Origin of the sequence: Streptomyces sp. WZ.A104, assembly GCF_002382885.1 — a bacterium.
In the GTDB taxonomy this organism is placed as follows: domain Bacteria; phylum Actinomycetota; class Actinomycetes; order Streptomycetales; family Streptomycetaceae; genus Streptomyces.
On the sequence record NZ_NWVL01000075.1, the window covers coordinates 1 to 14832 of the forward strand.

At 72.2% G+C, this 14832-nt stretch carries 16 protein-coding genes; 9 read left to right on the plus strand and 7 right to left on the minus strand.

Going from position 1 to position 14832, the window contains the following annotated elements; translation table 11 throughout:
- Positions 1-934, minus strand: a 934-nt coding sequence (locus CIB93_RS30205; protein WP_096631499.1) for an HAD family phosphatase, incomplete at its 3' end; no start/stop codon positions are given.
- A gap of 135 nt (positions 935-1069) precedes the next feature.
- Between CIB93_RS30205 and CIB93_RS30210 the strand changes: the two genes are divergently transcribed.
- The 6 genes from CIB93_RS30210 to hemB all read left to right on the plus strand — a co-directional run bounded on the left by CIB93_RS30210 (position 1070) and on the right by hemB (position 7682).
- Positions 1070-1360: a glutaredoxin family protein gene (locus tag CIB93_RS30210; protein ID WP_096631500.1), complete on the plus strand. Its 291-nt coding sequence runs from the start codon at positions 1070-1072 to the stop codon at positions 1358-1360.
- Between the two features lie 257 nt (positions 1361-1617).
- Entirely contained in the window at positions 1618-2379 is a 762-nt protein-coding gene (locus CIB93_RS30215; RefSeq protein WP_096631502.1) for a redox-sensing transcriptional repressor Rex, read from the plus strand.
- A complete protein-coding gene (locus CIB93_RS30220; protein ID WP_096631503.1) occupies positions 2376-3878 on the plus strand; it encodes a glutamyl-tRNA reductase in 1503 nt (500 codons plus the stop codon). The genes CIB93_RS30215 and CIB93_RS30220 overlap by 4 nt, the downstream gene beginning before the upstream one ends.
- Entirely contained in the window at positions 3875-4861 is a 987-nt protein-coding gene (gene hemC / locus CIB93_RS30225) for a hydroxymethylbilane synthase (RefSeq protein ID WP_096631505.1), read from the plus strand. Before CIB93_RS30220 ends, hemC begins: the two co-directional genes overlap by 4 nt.
- Positions 4858-6528: a bifunctional uroporphyrinogen-III C-methyltransferase/uroporphyrinogen-III synthase gene (locus CIB93_RS30230; protein ID WP_096631506.1), complete on the plus strand. Its 1671-nt coding sequence runs from the start codon at positions 4858-4860 to the stop codon at positions 6526-6528. The genes hemC and CIB93_RS30230 overlap by 4 nt, the downstream gene beginning before the upstream one ends.
- 143 nt (positions 6529-6671) lie before the next feature.
- Positions 6672-7682, plus strand: a complete 1011-nt coding sequence (hemB, locus tag CIB93_RS30235) for a porphobilinogen synthase (RefSeq protein WP_096631508.1) — start codon at positions 6672-6674, stop codon at positions 7680-7682.
- Positions 7683-7686: 4 nt separating this feature from the next.
- Here the strand turns inward: hemB and CIB93_RS30240 are convergent, their stop codons facing one another.
- From CIB93_RS30240 to CIB93_RS30250, 3 genes are all read right to left on the minus strand, one after another.
- On the minus strand, positions 7687-8166 hold the full coding sequence (locus CIB93_RS30240; RefSeq protein WP_096631509.1) for a hypothetical protein: 480 nt from the start codon (positions 8164-8166) through the stop codon (positions 7687-7689).
- Positions 8167-8184: 18 nt separating this feature from the next.
- Positions 8185-8568 (minus strand): hypothetical protein, encoded by a 384-nt coding sequence (locus CIB93_RS30245; RefSeq protein ID WP_179500290.1) that lies wholly within the window; start codon positions 8566-8568, stop codon positions 8185-8187.
- A gap of 96 nt (positions 8569-8664) precedes the next feature.
- Positions 8665-9495, minus strand: coding sequence for a DUF4253 domain-containing protein (locus tag CIB93_RS30250; RefSeq protein WP_096631511.1), 831 nt, complete (start codon positions 9493-9495; stop codon positions 8665-8667).
- A gap of 180 nt (positions 9496-9675) precedes the next feature.
- Here CIB93_RS30250 and CIB93_RS30255 point away from each other — a divergent pair, with 180 nt between their 5' ends.
- Together CIB93_RS30255 and CIB93_RS30260 are read left to right on the plus strand one after the other, a co-directional pair.
- Positions 9676-10593: an alpha/beta fold hydrolase gene (locus tag CIB93_RS30255; RefSeq protein WP_096631512.1), complete on the plus strand. Its 918-nt coding sequence runs from the start codon at positions 9676-9678 to the stop codon at positions 10591-10593.
- Between the two features lie 114 nt (positions 10594-10707).
- Positions 10708-11277 (plus strand): dihydrofolate reductase family protein, encoded by a 570-nt coding sequence (locus CIB93_RS30260; protein WP_096631514.1) that lies wholly within the window; start codon positions 10708-10710, stop codon positions 11275-11277.
- Positions 11278-11290: 13 nt separating this feature from the next.
- Here the strand turns inward: CIB93_RS30260 and CIB93_RS30265 are convergent, their stop codons facing one another.
- The 3 genes from CIB93_RS30265 to CIB93_RS30275 all read right to left on the minus strand — a co-directional run bounded on the left by CIB93_RS30265 (position 11291) and on the right by CIB93_RS30275 (position 13187).
- Positions 11291-11533 (minus strand): DUF397 domain-containing protein, encoded by a 243-nt coding sequence (locus CIB93_RS30265; protein ID WP_096631515.1) that lies wholly within the window; start codon positions 11531-11533, stop codon positions 11291-11293.
- On the minus strand, positions 11530-12315 hold the full coding sequence (locus CIB93_RS30270) for a helix-turn-helix transcriptional regulator (protein WP_096631517.1): 786 nt from the start codon (positions 12313-12315) through the stop codon (positions 11530-11532). Before CIB93_RS30270 ends, CIB93_RS30265 begins: the two co-directional genes overlap by 4 nt.
- Positions 12316-12470: 155 nt before the next feature.
- Positions 12471-13187 (minus strand): DUF4232 domain-containing protein, encoded by a 717-nt coding sequence (locus CIB93_RS30275; protein ID WP_096631518.1) that lies wholly within the window; start codon positions 13185-13187, stop codon positions 12471-12473.
- A 195-nt stretch (positions 13188-13382) separates the two neighbouring features.
- Here CIB93_RS30275 and CIB93_RS30280 point away from each other — a divergent pair, with 195 nt between their 5' ends.
- Positions 13383-14771 (plus strand): helix-turn-helix transcriptional regulator, encoded by a 1389-nt coding sequence (locus CIB93_RS30280; RefSeq protein WP_096631519.1) that lies wholly within the window; start codon positions 13383-13385, stop codon positions 14769-14771.
- Positions 14772-14832: the final 61 nt, after the last annotated feature.

A 14832-nucleotide genomic window follows, 5' to 3' on the forward strand; every position in this document is an offset into this window, starting at 1 on the left:
GGCGGTGCAGGGCGACGGCCGCGGCCGTGCCGCCCGCGAGCGCGCCGACCCCGGCGGCGGCCGGGATGCCGACCTTGGCCGCCTTGCGGCCGGTGCGGTAGTCGCGCAGCCGCCAGTCGCGGGCGCGGGCGTACTTGCGGAGCTTGGTGTCCGGGTTGATCGCGTAGGGGTGGCCGACCAGCGAGAGCATCGGGATGTCGTTGTGCGAGTCGCTGTAGGCGGCGCAGCGCTCCAGGTCCAGGCCCTCGGCGGCGGCCAGGGCGCGGACTGCCTCGGCCTTGGCGGGGCCGTGGAGCGGTTCGCCGACCAGGCGGCCGGTGTAGACGCCGTCGACCGATTCGGCGACGGTGCCGAGCGCGCCGGTGAGGCCGAGGCGGCGGGCGATGATGGTGGCCGTCTCCACGGGGGCGGCGGTGACCAGCCAGACCTTCTGCCCGGCGTCCAGGTGGGCCTGGGCCAGGGCGCGGGTGCCGGGCCAGATGCGGTCGGCCATGTACTCGTCGTAGATCTCCTCGCCGATGGACATCAGCTCGGAGACGCGGTGGCCCTTGACGATGGACAGGGCGCTGTCGCGGGCGTCCTGCATGTGCTCCGGGTCCTCGACGCCGGCCAGCCGGAACCACGCCTGCTGCCAGGCGAACCGGGTGAGCTCGCGGCGCTCGAAGAACTTCCGCTTGTACAGGCCGCGGCCGAAGTGAAAGATCGCGGCGCCCTGCATGACGGTGTTGTCGAGGTCGAAGAATGCGGCGGCGCGGTCGTCCCCGGCGACCGGGAACGCGGGTTCCTCGGGCGCCTCTTCGGGGGTCCTGGTCAGGAGGGCGGCGTCCTCGTCGGCCGAGGTCTTGCGCGCGGCCTCCGCCGCGGCCTCGCCGGCCAGGACGCTCCGTGCAGTCGCGGAACGCCTACGGGGGGTGAGCCATCCAAGAGCGGCCATGCCGCGAGCATAGCCAGTCCGCCCGCACCTGCCGGACCTGCCGCGATGCAGGGGTGTGAACGCTGCGGGTCGGAACGGTGAATCGGGCGATTCCGGGCGGTCCGCCGCGGGGGCGGGCGGGCGCAGAATGTAGGCATGAGTCCTCTCCTGCGCCGTACGAAGAAGAAGCCCGCCGACCGGGTGGTCACGTTGATCGGGAAGCCCGGCTGTCATCTGTGCGAGGACGCGCGGGAGGTGGTCGGCGCGGTCTGCGAGGAGACCGGTGCGACGTGGGTGGAGAAGGACATCACCGAGGACGAGGAGCTGTACAAGGCGTACTGGGAGCAGATTCCGGTGGTGCTGGTCGATGACGAACAGCACACGTTCTGGCGCGTGGACCCGGCCAGACTGCGCAAGGCGCTGGGTGCGGACGCGAAACCCGGTTAACATCGTGGGCGTTTTGAGTGGTCTCGGGGGAGTGGATGTGAGGAGTGTGTACCGCTTTGCCCCCTTCGAGGCTGCAACGGGTTGATGCGGTCCTTGGTTCCGGGATCGCGCGGGGAATGTGCGTGACCCCGGTCACTTTGACCAGACAAAACGGACACCATCTTTGTGCACGCGTTCACAAAGACATAGCCTGCATTCGACGGGGCGGTCTTGGGACATACGGCCGCCTGCAGCCCCGCTCATCCCGCAGGAGCACCGTGGCAACTGGCCGAACTCACCGACCGGCGACCCGTAGCCGAGGAATTCCCGAGGCCACCGTCGCCCGACTTCCGCTGTATCTGCGCGCCCTGACCGCGCTTTCCGAGCGATCGGTCCCCACGGTCTCCTCCGAGGAGCTGGCCACGGCGGCCGGGGTCAACTCGGCGAAGCTGCGCAAGGACTTCAGCTACCTGGGGTCCTACGGCACCCGTGGTGTCGGGTACGACGTCGAGTATCTCGTCTACCAGATCTCGCGCGAGCTCGGGCTCACCCAGGACTGGCCGGTCGCCATCGTCGGCATCGGTAACCTCGGCGCGGCCCTCGCCAACTACGGCGGCTTCGCCTCCCGCGGTTTCCGGGTCGCGGCGCTGATCGACGCCGACCCCGCCATGGCCGGTACGCCGGTCGCGGGCATCCCCGTCCAGCACACGGACGACCTGGACCGGATCATCAGCGACAACGGTGTGTCCATCGGCGTGATCACCACCCCGCCCGGCGCCGCCCAGCAGGTCTGCGACCGGCTCGTGGCCGCCGGGGTCACCTCCATCCTGAACTTCGCGCCCACCGTGCTCTCGGTGCCCGAGGGCGTCGACGTGCGCAAGGTCGACCTCTCCATCGAGCTCCAGATCCTGGCGTTCCACGAGCAGCGCAAGGCCGGCGAGGACTCCGCCGCCGAGGACGAGGGCGCGCCCCCGATGCGCGCCACGCCCGCCAGCCGGAAGGGACCCGACGGGGACATGCCCGCCGTGATGCCGGCATGAGCCTCCTCGTCGTCGGACTGAGCCACCGCAGCGCCCCTGTCTCCGTGCTGGAGCGGGCGTCCCTCGCTGCCGACACCCAGGCCAAGCTGCTCCAGGACACCCTCGCCGCGGAACCCGCGACCGAGGCCGCCGTGCTGGCCACCTGCAACCGCATCGAGCTGTACGCGGACGTCGACAAGTTCCACGCGGGCGTCGCCGAGCTGTCCACCCTGCTCGCCCAGCACAGCGGCGTCGGCCTGGAGGAGCTCACTCCGTATCTCTATGTGCACTACGAGGACCGGGCCGTCCACCACCTCTTCTCGGTGGCCTGCGGCCTCGACTCCATGGTCGTCGGCGAGGGTCAGATCCTCGGCCAGATCAAGGACGCGCTCGCACGCGGCCAGGAGCTGCACACCGCCGGACGGCTGCTGAACGACCTCTTCCAGCAGGCCCTGCGGGTCGGCAAGCGCGCCCACAGCGAGACCGGGATCGACCGGGCCGGGCAGTCGCTCGTCACCTTCGGGCTCCAGCAGCTGGCCGCCGGGGCCGACCCCGCCCTCTGGGTCCGGGGCAAGCGCGCCCTGGTCATCGGCGCGGGCTCGATGTCCTCGCTGGCCGCCGCCACCCTCGCCCGGACCGGCGTCGCCGAGATCGTCGTCGCCAACCGGACCCGCGCCCGCGCCGACCGGCTGGTGGAGATCCTCCACCAGGGCGAGGGCACCGCGGTGCGCGCCCACGCGGTCGAGATGTCCGCGGTCGGCGACGAACTGACACGTGCAGACATCGTCGTCTCCTGCACCGGCGCCACCGGCCTCGTACTCACCGCCGACGCCCTCGCGGACGCCCTCGGCGTGACCCTGGACGCCCCGGCCGGTACGCCGGAGTCCGCCGCCGTCCCGGCTCCGGCCGACGTCGACCAGCACGCCGCTTGGGTGGAGAACGGTTCCGCCACCTCCGCACCGGACGGCGGGGCCGCCCCGCGCCGCGTCGCGCTGCCCGCGCAGTCCACCGGACCGGTGAAGCTCGCCCTGCTCGACCTCGCCATGCCGCGCGACATCGACGGCGCCGCCCACCGGATCGACGGGGTGCGCCTCGTCGACATCGAGTCGCTCGCCGAGGCGTCCGCCGACGCCCCGATGGCCGCCGACGTGGACCGGGTCCGCACGATCGTCGCCGACGAGGTGGCCGCCTTCGGCGCCGCCCAGCGCGCCGCCCATGTCGCCCCGACCGTGGTCGCCCTGCGCACCATGGCCGCCGATGTGGTCGCCGGCGAGATCGCCCGGCTGGACGGCCGCCTCCCCGACCTGGACGAGAAGCAGCGCGCCGAGATCACCCAGACCGTGCGCCGCGTCGTCGACAAACTCCTGCACGCGCCCACCGTGCGGGTCAAGCAGCTCGCCAGCGAACCCGGCGGCGCCGGGTACGCGGACGCGCTGCGCGAACTCTTCGACCTCGACCCGCAGACGGTGGCCGCCGTCTCCCGGGCAGACCTGAACGACCCGAATAGAGGGCGGTCATGACCGACAACTCATCCCCGGGCGCGCGGAACGCCGCGCCGCTCCGGCTGGGCACCCGGCGTTCCAAGCTGGCCATGGCCCAGTCCGGCCTCGTCGCCGAGGCCGTCCGCGAGGTGACCGGGCGCGCCGTCGAGCTCGTCGAGATCACCACGTACGGGGACACCTCCCGCGAGCACCTGGCGCAGATCGGCGGCACCGGCGTGTTCGTCGCGGCCCTGCGCGAGGCGCTGCTGCGGGGCGAGGTGGACTTCGCCGTCCACTCGCTCAAGGACCTGCCGACCGGCCAGCCCGACGACCTCGTGCTGGCGGCCGTGCCGCAGCGCGAGGACCCGCGCGACGCACTGATCGCACGGGACGGGCTGACCTTCGAGCAGCTGCCCGACGGCGCCCGCGTGGGCACCGGTTCGCCGCGCCGCATGGCGCAGCTCAACGCGTACGCGCGTTCCCACGGCCTGCGGATCGAGACCGTCCCCATCCGGGGCAACGTCGACACGCGGATCGGGTTCGTGCGTGACGGCAAGCTCGACGCGGTGGTTCTCGCCGCCGCCGGGCTCAGCCGTCTCGGCCGGACCGGTGAGGTGACCGACTTCCTGCCGGTCGACACCGTCCTGCCCGCTCCCGGCCAGGGAGCCCTGGCGATCGAGTGCGCCGCGTCCGACGCGGACCTCGCCGCCGCGCTCGCCGAGCTCGACGACCCGTACACCCGGGCCGCCGTGACCGCCGAGCGTGCCCTGCTCGCCGCCCTGGAGGCCGGCTGCTCCGCACCTGTGGGTGCGCTGGCCGACCTCCTGGTCGACGGACAGGTTGTCAACGAACTGCGCCTGCGCGGAGTCGTCGGTACCACCGACGGTTCCTCGCTGGTACAGCTGTCCACCACCGGTCCCGTCCCCACGTCGCACGACGACGCGGCGGCCCTCGGTCGCGAACTCGCGGCCGAGATGCTCGCCAAGGGTGCGGCCGGTCTTATGGGGGAGCGAGCACTTTGAGCCCCACCGGCCCCGCCGCATCCGACTTTCCGGTCCTGTCCGCCCAAGGCCAGGTCACCTTCCTCGGCGCCGGTCCCGGCGACCCGGGACTGCTGACCCTGCGCGCCGTCGAGGCGCTCGCGAGCGCGGACGTCCTTGTCGCCGAGCCCGATGTGCTCGACGTCGTTCGCGGCCATGCGCGGGCAGGCGTAAGCACGCCTGAGCTGACGGTTGTTGACGTCTCGTCAACAACCGCCGGAGTACCCGTTCTCAGGGATGCGGCCAATCTTGTCATGGAGGCCGCGAAGGGCGGCAGGCGGGTGGTCCGTGCTGTCGCGGGCGACCCGGGCCTGGACGGGGACGCGGGCGCGGAGATGCTCGCCTGCGCCGCCGCCGGGGTGCCCTTCGAGGTCGTCCCGGGCGTCGCGAACGCCGTCGGCGTACCCGCGTACGCCGGGGTGCCGCTGCGCGACGCGCAGGGCGCGGACGTCCGCTTCGTCGACGCGCGTACCGCCTCCGACCGGTGCTGGAGCGAGGTCGGCGCGAGCGACGCGACCGCCGTCGTCTCCACCACGCTGGACTCGGTCGCGGCAGCCGCCGGTGAGCTGGTCTCCGCGGGCCGCAAGCCCGACACCCCGCTCACCGTGACGATCGCGGGCACCACCACCCGCCAGCGCACCTGGACGGCGACCCTCGGGACGATCGCCCAGGTCCTCAAGCAGGCCAAGGTGCTGCCCTCGCCGGAGGGCCACCGGCCGGTCATAGCCGTGGTCGGAGAGCGAAGCTCCGTCGCCCAGCGCGACCAGCTCGCGTGGTTCGAGTCCAAGCAGCTGTTCGGCTGGAAGGTGCTCGTGCCGCGTACGAAGGAGCAGGCCGCGTCGCTCTCCGACCAGCTGCGTTCCTATGGTGCGGTGCCGCACGAGGTCCCGACGATCGCCGTCGAGCCGCCGCGTACGCCCCAGCAGATGGAGCGTGCGGTAAAGGGCCTGGTCACCGGGCGCTACGAGTGGATCGCCTTCACCAGCGTCAACGCCGTCAAGGCGGTCCGGGAGAAGTTCGAGGAGTACGGGCTCGACGCCCGTGCCTTCGCCGGGATCAAGGTCGCGGCCGTCGGCGAGCAGACCGCCGCGGCGCTGGTCGACTTCGGCGTGAAGCCCGACCTGGTGCCCTCCGGGGAGCAGTCCGCCGCCGGGCTGCTGGAGGACTGGCCGCCCTACGACCCGGTCTTCGACCCGATCGACCGGGTGTTCCTGCCGCGCGCCGACATCGCCACCGAGACCCTGGTGGCCGGGCTCATCGAGCTGGGCTGGGAGGTCGACGACGTCACCGCGTACCGCACGGTCCGCGCCTCGCCGCCGCCGGCCGACACCCGCGAGGCGATCAAGGGCGGCGGCTTCGACGCGGTCCTGTTCACCTCGTCCTCGACCGTCCGCAACCTGGTCGGTATCGCGGGCAAGCCGCACAACGTGACCGTCATCGCGTGCATCGGCCCCGCCACCGCGAAGACCGCCGAGGAGCACGGCCTGCGGGTCGACGTCCTCTCCCCGGAACCGTCGGTGCACAAGCTCGCCGAGGCGCTCGCCGCCTTCGGTGCGCAGCGCCGGGACGCGGCGAAGGAGGCCGGTGACCCGGTGACCCGGCCGAGCGAGCGGCGCCCGGGTGCGCGCAGGCGCCGGACGACGACGTAGTAGTTACGAGGGCGGGTGGGCCCGGTCGCTTCGGCGGCCGGGCCCACCGTCTTCTCCGGGGCCGGCCGCCGGGGCCTGTTCGCGGGCCTTTTCCGGCGTCGGTGTCGGTAAGACCGTGCTGCGTACGGGTCTATCGTCGAAGGATGACTGCGTACGGAAACTTCCCCGGCTCCCGCCCCCGGCGGCTGCGGACGACCCCGGCGATGCGGCGGATGGTCGCCGAGACACGGCTCGACCCCGCGAACCTGATCCTCCCCGCGTTCGTACGGGAGGGCATCGACGCCCCGGTCGCCATCTCGGCCATGCCCGGCGTGCACCAGCACACCCTGGACACCCTGCGGAAGGCAGCCGTCGAGGCGGTGTCGGCCGGGGTCTCGGGGATCATGCTCTTCGGGGTCCCGGAGGACGCCAAGAAGGACGCCCGGGGCACGGCGGGCACCGACCCCGACGGCATCCTCCAACTCGGGCTGCGGGCGGTGCGCGAGGAGGTCGGGGACGACCTCGTCGTCATGTCGGACCTGTGCCTGGACGAGTACACCGACCACGGCCACTGCGGGGTCCTGACGGCCGACGGGCGCGTGGACAACGACGCGACCCTGGAGCGGTACGCGGAGATGGCCCAGGTGCAGGCGGACGCCGGGGCCCATGTGGTGGGCCCCAGCGGGATGATGGACGGTCAGGTCGGTGTGGTCCGGGACGCCCTGGACCAGACCGGGTACGAGGACGTGTCGATCCTCGCCTACACCGCGAAGTACAGCTCCGCCTTCTACGGCCCCTTCCGCGAGGCCGTCGGCTCCTCGCTGACCGGCGACCGCAAGACCTACCAGCAGGACCCGGCCAACGCCCGGGAGTCCCTGCGGGAGCTGGCGCTCGACTTGGAGGAGGGCGCCGACATGGTCATGGTGAAGCCCGCCGGACCGTATCTGGACATCCTCGCCAAGGTCGCCGGGGCCGTGGACGTGCCGGTCGCGGCGTACCAGATCAGCGGTGAGTACGCGATGATCGAGGCCGCGGCCGAGAAGGGCTGGATCGACCGGGACAAGGCGATCCTGGAGAGCCTGACCGGTATCCGGCGGGCCGGGGCGCAGATGATCCTCACCTACTGGGCGACCGAGGTCGCCGGGTGGCTGGGGCGGGGCGCGGACCGGGGTTGAGGCCTCAGGGGCTGCTGCCGGCTCCGGTTTCCTGGAGCCGGTGGGCCTCCTTGATGGAGAAGCGGGCGCTGTCCCGCACGAGGGGGTCCTCGTCGGCCCGCGCGGTGGTGTCCAGGACCGTGGCGACGACCGGGTCGGCCGTGTAGGGGGCCAGCGACATCGCCGCGTACTGGCGGACCAGGTCCTCGGTCGGGTCGCGCAGCGCGGTGAGCAGGGCGCGGCCCGCTTCGCGGCGCAGGGCCGGGTCGGCCGGGGGCCAGACGCGCAGGACGGTGGCGCTCTCGACCCGGGCGAGGTCGTACTCGCCGGGGTCCGCGACGACCGAGACGAGGAAGGGCAACGCCTGGGCGTTGGCATCCAGTTCGGTGATGATCTCGCGCTTGCGGTCGCTGTCGGCGGGCAGGGCGCGGAACTCGGCTATCAGGCGCTCGGCGGCTTCGGCGGCTGCCGTCGCTGCCGTGGTCGGGGAGTGCGTGTCGTTCATGGGGGTGGACACTTTCTGTCAGGGCCAGTCGACCAGTGCCATGAATGCTACGAAAGTGACCACGGCGGTGGCGGGTGCGGCGAGCGCCAGGCCCACCCGCCGGGCCGCGTAGCGGACCTGGTGCGGGACGGCCCAGCTCGCGATCAGCACGATCAGGGCGACCAGCAGGCCGATCCAGAGGACGGTCCACGCGACGGTGAAGCTCGCGTCGAAGCGGTCGGCCTCGGCCCCGTTGCAGGAGTCGCACGCCATCGGCGTGAGCCCGCCGAAGAACAGGGCGACCAGCCCCAGCGGCAGGGTCACGACCGTGGAGATCAGCGGGGCGATCCAGGCGCGGGGGGCGGGGGCGTGATCGGGGGCGGTCTTTGGGGTGCTGCCGCCGTCGTGGCTGTTCTCGCTCATGTGGCCGAGTCAACCCCCGGGGGTCCGCCGCCCGCATGAGTACGCGGGCTCAGCTCCCGGTCGGCAGGTGAGCGCGCTCCTCCAGCCAGGCGTGGCTCAATCCCACCAGAACGACCACGCTTTCTGGTTGAGCACGGCCTTCTCGGCGTACACGTCGAGGTCGTGCGGCGGGGACTGGTCGATGTTGTCCGGACAGAACGCGTAGTGCTCGGCGGCCAGCGCGCGGGCCTCCTCGACGGTGGTGGGCGGGCGGCCCACGGAGACGATCATCGTGTCGAAGCCGAGCACCACGACCCGGGCGTCGTACCGGTCCTCCCAGGAGCGGAGCACCGCGCAGAGCCGGGCCACGTCGTTCTCGTGGTTCATTGGCCCAGACCAGCCGATCGCCGCCGGTATGTCGGCGCTGCGGCGGGCCGGGACGAGGGCCATCCGGGCCCCGCCGAGCCACTCGTCCGCGTCGGCGGCGATCACACCCGCGAGGCCCGCGGCCGCCGTGTCCGCGTCCTCGGCCGCCTCCCGGGCGGGGACGGGCGCGAGGCCGGGCCAGGAACCGGGTCCCTCGGACTGCTCCTCGCCCTCCCCGGCCGCCGTGCCTTCGCCCATCTCGTCGTCCGCGTACTCCGTCCAGTAGTCCGCCAGGACCTCGTCGGCGTCGTGGTCGCCGGGATACGACGTGCCGTCCGGGCAGAGGTCCCACTCCTCGGGCCACTGGTCTCGGCGGCCACCGGTGACGAGCACCGGCAGCAGCCCGAGCCGCCGCCCGGCCGCCCGCAGGTCCGGCCAGTCGCGCGGGGCCGCCGGGCCGTCCGCGTACCAGAGCAGCGGCTCGTGCCAGGGGCCGTCCAGCGTGGCGTCCACCAGGGAGCCGGGCGGGAGGGGCAGGCCGGAAGTGGCCAGGGAGGGCAGAGGGTTCGGGAGCGTCGCCATGGTGGTGAGCGTAGGCGGCGGCACTGACAACGCGCGGGGCGGCGACACCGAGGTACGGCGACGTGGCCTGCGGGTCGTGGACATCAGAGGTTGCACCCCGTGGGGCATCCCGACCGTCCCGACGGGCCCGGAGCGCTGAAGCCGGTGCGGGGAGGTGCTGGCTGGATAATGATGTCGGGCATGAGTTTGTACGTCGATGATCCCGCCCGCCTCGGAACCACGCGCCTCTCCGACGGGAGGCTTCTCGGCTGGGCCGAGTGGGGCCCGGAGGACGGGCTGCCCGTCCTGCTCTCTCCGGGAGCCGCGACCAGCCGGTGGCTCGGGATCGGGGCCGGGGCCGTCGAGACGGAGGGCGTCCGGCTGGTATCGATGGATCGCCCCGGGCTCGGGGTGTCCACGCCCGCGTCCGACCGGACCTTCGCCGACTTCGTGGACGACGTACGGGAGCTGGCCGAGCTGCGCGGGCTGGGCCCGCGTCCGGCCATGCTCGGGAACTCCCAGGGCGCGCCCTTCGCCCTCGCCTGTGCGGCGGCGCGCGCCGTCTCCGCGCTCACGCTCGTCTCGGCCGCCGACGAGGTCGCGGCACCGGAGTTCGCCGCAGCGCTGCCCGACGAGCTTCGGGACCTGGTCACGAGGGTGGCGGACGATCCGGTCGGCGCCGAGGAGGTGTTCGCCGGGCTCGACGCGGACGCGATGCGGCGGATGGTCCTGGCCGGGAGCCCGGCGTGCGATCTCACCGTGTACGAGGACCCCGGCTTCGCCGCCGCCTACGGCCGCGCCCTCGACGAGGCGTTCTCGCAGGGCGCGGCGGCCGGATACGCCCGGGACACCGTGCTCGCGATGGGTCGGTGGCCCATCGACCTCGGCGCGATCACCGTCCCGGTCGACGTCTGGTACGGCGAGGAGGACGCCTCCCACTCGCCCGACCTCGGCCGCAGCCTCGTCTCCCGTATCCCCGGCGCGCAGCGCACGGTCGTGCCGGGGATCGGCGGCGCGCTGCTCTGGGCCGCCGCGGAGCCGATCCTCGCGTCGCTGGCGGAGACCGTACGGCGGGACGGGCGGATGGACGGGCCGGCGGACGGGCGCAAGGACCGGTAGCGGGGTGGGCGCGGCTGACGGCGGTCGTCGCTCCCCGGGCGTATCGTCGTGGCGCCCGTTGCGCGCCGCCCGGCCCCCTCTGTCGGCCGGGCCGATCCGGCAGGAGCCCCCCCGGTGAACAGGATCGTCACGTCCATCTCGCTCTCCCTCGACGGCTTCTTCGAAGGGCCCGACCAGGACATCGACTGGCACACCGTGGACGAGGAGGTGCACCAGCACTTCAACGACTACCTCCGGACGATGGGCGGCTTCGTCGAGGGGCGCGTCACCTACCAGCTGATGGAGGAGTTCTGGCCGACCGCCGATCAGGACCCCGCCAACGAAGGGCCGATGGCCGAGTTCGCGGGCATCTGGCGGGACATGCCGAAGTTCGTCTTCTCGCGGACGCTGGAGAGCGTGGGCCCCGGGGCGACCCTGCTGCACGAGGTCGACCCCGAGCAGGTGCGCTCGCTGCGGGACGCCGCTTCGGGGGACCTGGTGGTCGGCGGGGCGGACCTGGTGGAGTCGTTCCGGCGGTTCGACCTGGTCGACGAGTACCGGATCTACATCCATCCGGTCATCCTCGGCCGGGGCCGCCCCTTCTTCCGGGACACGGAGGAGCGGCAGATGCTCCGGCTGCTGGAGACCCGGACCTTCGGGAACGGAGTCGTACTGCTCCGTTACGCGACGGTCCGGGAGGGATAACGGCGGTGTGAGGTCAGGCGGTGGCGGCGTAGGCGGCGAACGCCGACCAGGCCGTGGGCGCGACCGTGAACGTCGGGCCCTCGATGTCTTTCGAGTCACGGATGTGGACGGCGGCGGGGTGGGCGGCGATCTCGACGCACTGCCCGCCTTCGCTGCCGCTGTAGCTCGACTTGCGCCAGTCGTAGGCGACTTCGAGGCACTGGCCGCCTTCGTCGCTGCTGTAGCTCGACTTGAACCAGTTCAGTGCGGTGCTCATGTCTCTCCCAGTAAACGGGCCAGCAGGCGCAGGGTCTCAAGAGGGGTGAGCGCCTGGGCTCGCAGCATCGCATACTTCTGGGCGAGGATGCTGATCTCATTCCGGTCGGAGATCAGGTGGCTGCCGCGCTGGGTCTCGGTGTAGGCGACGTGCTGGTGGTCCGGGGTCTCCAAGAGGGTGAAGGGGCCCGCGAGGCTCGCGTGAACCCTGCTGTCGAGCGGGAGCACCTGGAGGCAGACTCCCGGGAGTTGGGCCATCTCGTAGAGGTGGCGCAGCTGCTCCAGGTGGTCCTCGTCCGACGTCAGTTTCATCATCAGGACCGGTTCCCAGATCACCATGCTGATCGTCGGCGGTTTCCTTCGGTTCAGGATCTGCTGCCGTTGCAGTCGCGTCGCCGTCTGCGTCTCGATCTCCTCCGGGCTGTAGACCGGGATCTTGTTGCGGAACACCGCCTCCGCGTACGCCTTCGTCTGGAGCAGGCCCGGGATGACCTGGTTGTCGTACCAGGACAGCGCCAGCGCGTCATGCTCCATGTCGATGTACTGCTCGGCCCACAGCGGGATCAGGTCGACTTCCGGCATGTTGTCGACCGCCGTCGACAGCGCGCCCTTGGTGTCCAGCAGATCGTCGATCGTCTCCGCCAGATCCGGGACGAGGGAGCGTCTGCCCTGCTCGACGGAGGCGATCGTGTCCTCCTGTACGCCTGCCGCTTGGGCTAGTTCGGTCTGCGTGAGGCCCGCCTCCTTGCGGAAGCGGGCCAGCAGCTTGCCCACGAGCTTCATCGTCGACGCGTTCTTACGCTGTCGCTTTCTGGGGTGCATACGGTCCCACTCCCACCCCGGAACCCACTTCACGCACGCGCGACCCGTACAACAAATGTGTACGGGTCGCGCAGAGTTACCGCACGTCAGGCGCTGGCCCTGGCTGCCTCGTCCGCTCAGTACATCAGGGCGGTCTCGATGTCCGACTGCCAGTAGGTGACGAAGCCCAGGCTGTCGGTGTAGGTCTCCGCCGGGAGCTTCACCGTGGCCTCGTTCTTCGGCTTGTTGTTCCTGTCGACCATGGTGACGCCGAGGTTGTCGCTCTTGACCGGCTCGTTCTGACCGGGCTCTCCGAGGAGCGCGATGCCCGCGTACGCCTTCTCGCCGGGGGAGAGCGTGACGACCGCCTGCGGCTTGCTGTCCTTGTAGACCGGGTACACGGCCTGCGCGTCGTCGAAGCGGAGGAACGGTGCGTAGTACGCGGCGCAGTCGGCGGAGCCGGTGTTGGTCACCGTGAGCAGCAGGTGGTTGATCGGGCGGCTGACCGAGGAGACCTTCACCTCGGAGTTCGTGGCCGTGCAGGCCGGGATCGACGCCGGGGCCTTCGCGTTCGGCGCGGCCTCCGGCTTCTTGCCGTTGCTGTCGCCGTTGCCGCTCGCGTGCTTCCCCCCGGCGGGGACCGTCTGCGTGTCGGGCGCGCCGGCCTTCGGGGCGTCGGGCTGTGCCTTGCCGTCGGCGCCGTCGGCGCTCGTCGCCGCAGGGGCCGCCGTCTCGGTCGAGCCGGCTGCCTTGGTTCCCATGGCCTTGTCCTCGCCGCCGCAGGCGGTGAGCGAGAGAGCGGCCGCGAGGGCGGTGGCGGCGAGGGCGGTGGTGCGGATGCGGTTGGTGCGCATGGCGGTGGTACTCCCCGTACTCGGTTGATCTGCGGTGCTGCTGTGGTCTGGTCCGAGCTTGTGGGGCAGCGGATTCCGGCCGCAACGCCTGCTGAACCATTGGGGATGCTGGAACGTCTACGCGTACGGTGACCTGCGGGAATTTCGCGTCCCTGGAACGCCGTTCCGGGACGGACCAGGGAGGGGAACGCCGTCGTGGCGACGCCGGAGGCCGAGCACTTCGCGGCCCTGCTGAAGGAACTGAAGGGCCGTTCGGGACGCAGCTACGGGGTTCTCGCGGGGAGACTGCACGTCAGTACGTCGACCCTCCACCGGTACTGCAACGGTGACGCCGTGCCCAACGAGTACGCTCCCGTCGAGCGGTTGGCGCGGCTGTGCGGGGCGACGGGCGACGAGCTGGTGGAGGTGCACCGGCGGTGGATCGTTGCGGACGCGGCCCGGCGGCGGCCGACGGGGGCGGGGGTTCCTGCTCCTGCTCCCGTTCCCGTTCCCGCTTCGGCTTCGGCTTCGGTGGAGCCGGAGCCGGAGCCGGAGCCCGAGTCCGCGCCTGCGGCCGAGCGTGTGCCCCCGTCCGCGCCTCCCGACCCCGCCAGCGACGCGCCCGCCGGAGCCCCCGGTGGCAGTCGCTCCCCGTGGGCCCGGCTCTCCCGGCGTACCCGGGTGCTGCTCGCCGCCGCCGGGGCCGCCGCGCTCCTCGTGCCCACCACCGTCGTCGCCGCCGATCTCGTCGGGTCAGGAGCTGGGCCGGGGGCGGAGGGCGGTGCGGGTGCTTCGGACCGGGCCGGGAGGGAGGGCGGCGATTCGGTGGTTCCCGGGGCCTCCTCCTCCGCCGGCTCCCCGGCCTCGCCGTCGGTGAGCGCCTCCCCGTCGTCCGGCGGTCCGTCGGCCGCGCCCCCGGTGGAGCCCGGCGCGCCCGCCCGTTCCGGTGCGGAGCGGCCCAGGAGCGGCGGTACGGGGGTCGGTGCGCCCCCGGCCGTCACCATCTCCTCGTACAACTGGGATGAGCCCTGCGGGCAGTTCTACCTGCTGAACCGGGGACCGGAAGGCCTGGCTCCGCCGCCCCCGCCGCAGGACCGGCGCGGCTGGGCCCGGTCGTACGGTGGCGTGGACGCGGGGAACATGCTGCTTCAGCTGACCGTGCAGGGCACCACGCGCGAGGCGGTCGTCCTGAAGGGGCTGTATGTGCGGGTGCTGTCCCGCAAGGCTCCGCTGCCCTGGTCGGCGTACCTGATGGGGAACGGCTGCGGCAGCGGCATCGCGCCCCGGACCTTCGCGTCCGACCTCGACACCCGGCACCCGATCATGACCCCCGTACCCGGAACGCAGGGCGACCGGACGATCCCCGCAGTGCCTTTCCCGTTCAAGGTGACGTCCGAGGACGTGGAGGTCTTCAACCTGGACATGAAGGCCGTGGGGTACGACGTCACCTGGTACCTGGAGCTGAAGTGGAGCAGCGGCGGGCGTGAGGGGATGCTGCGGATCGACGACCACGGCAAGCCGTTCCGTACGAGCGGGATGCGGGGGCGGCCGATGTACACGTACGGCAACGACGAAGTGAAGTGGGAGCCCTTCACCCCGGGGTGAGCCGTACCGGCGGGGTTCCACGACGCCGCCGTGGAACCAGCCGCCCCTGGGGCGTGCCCCA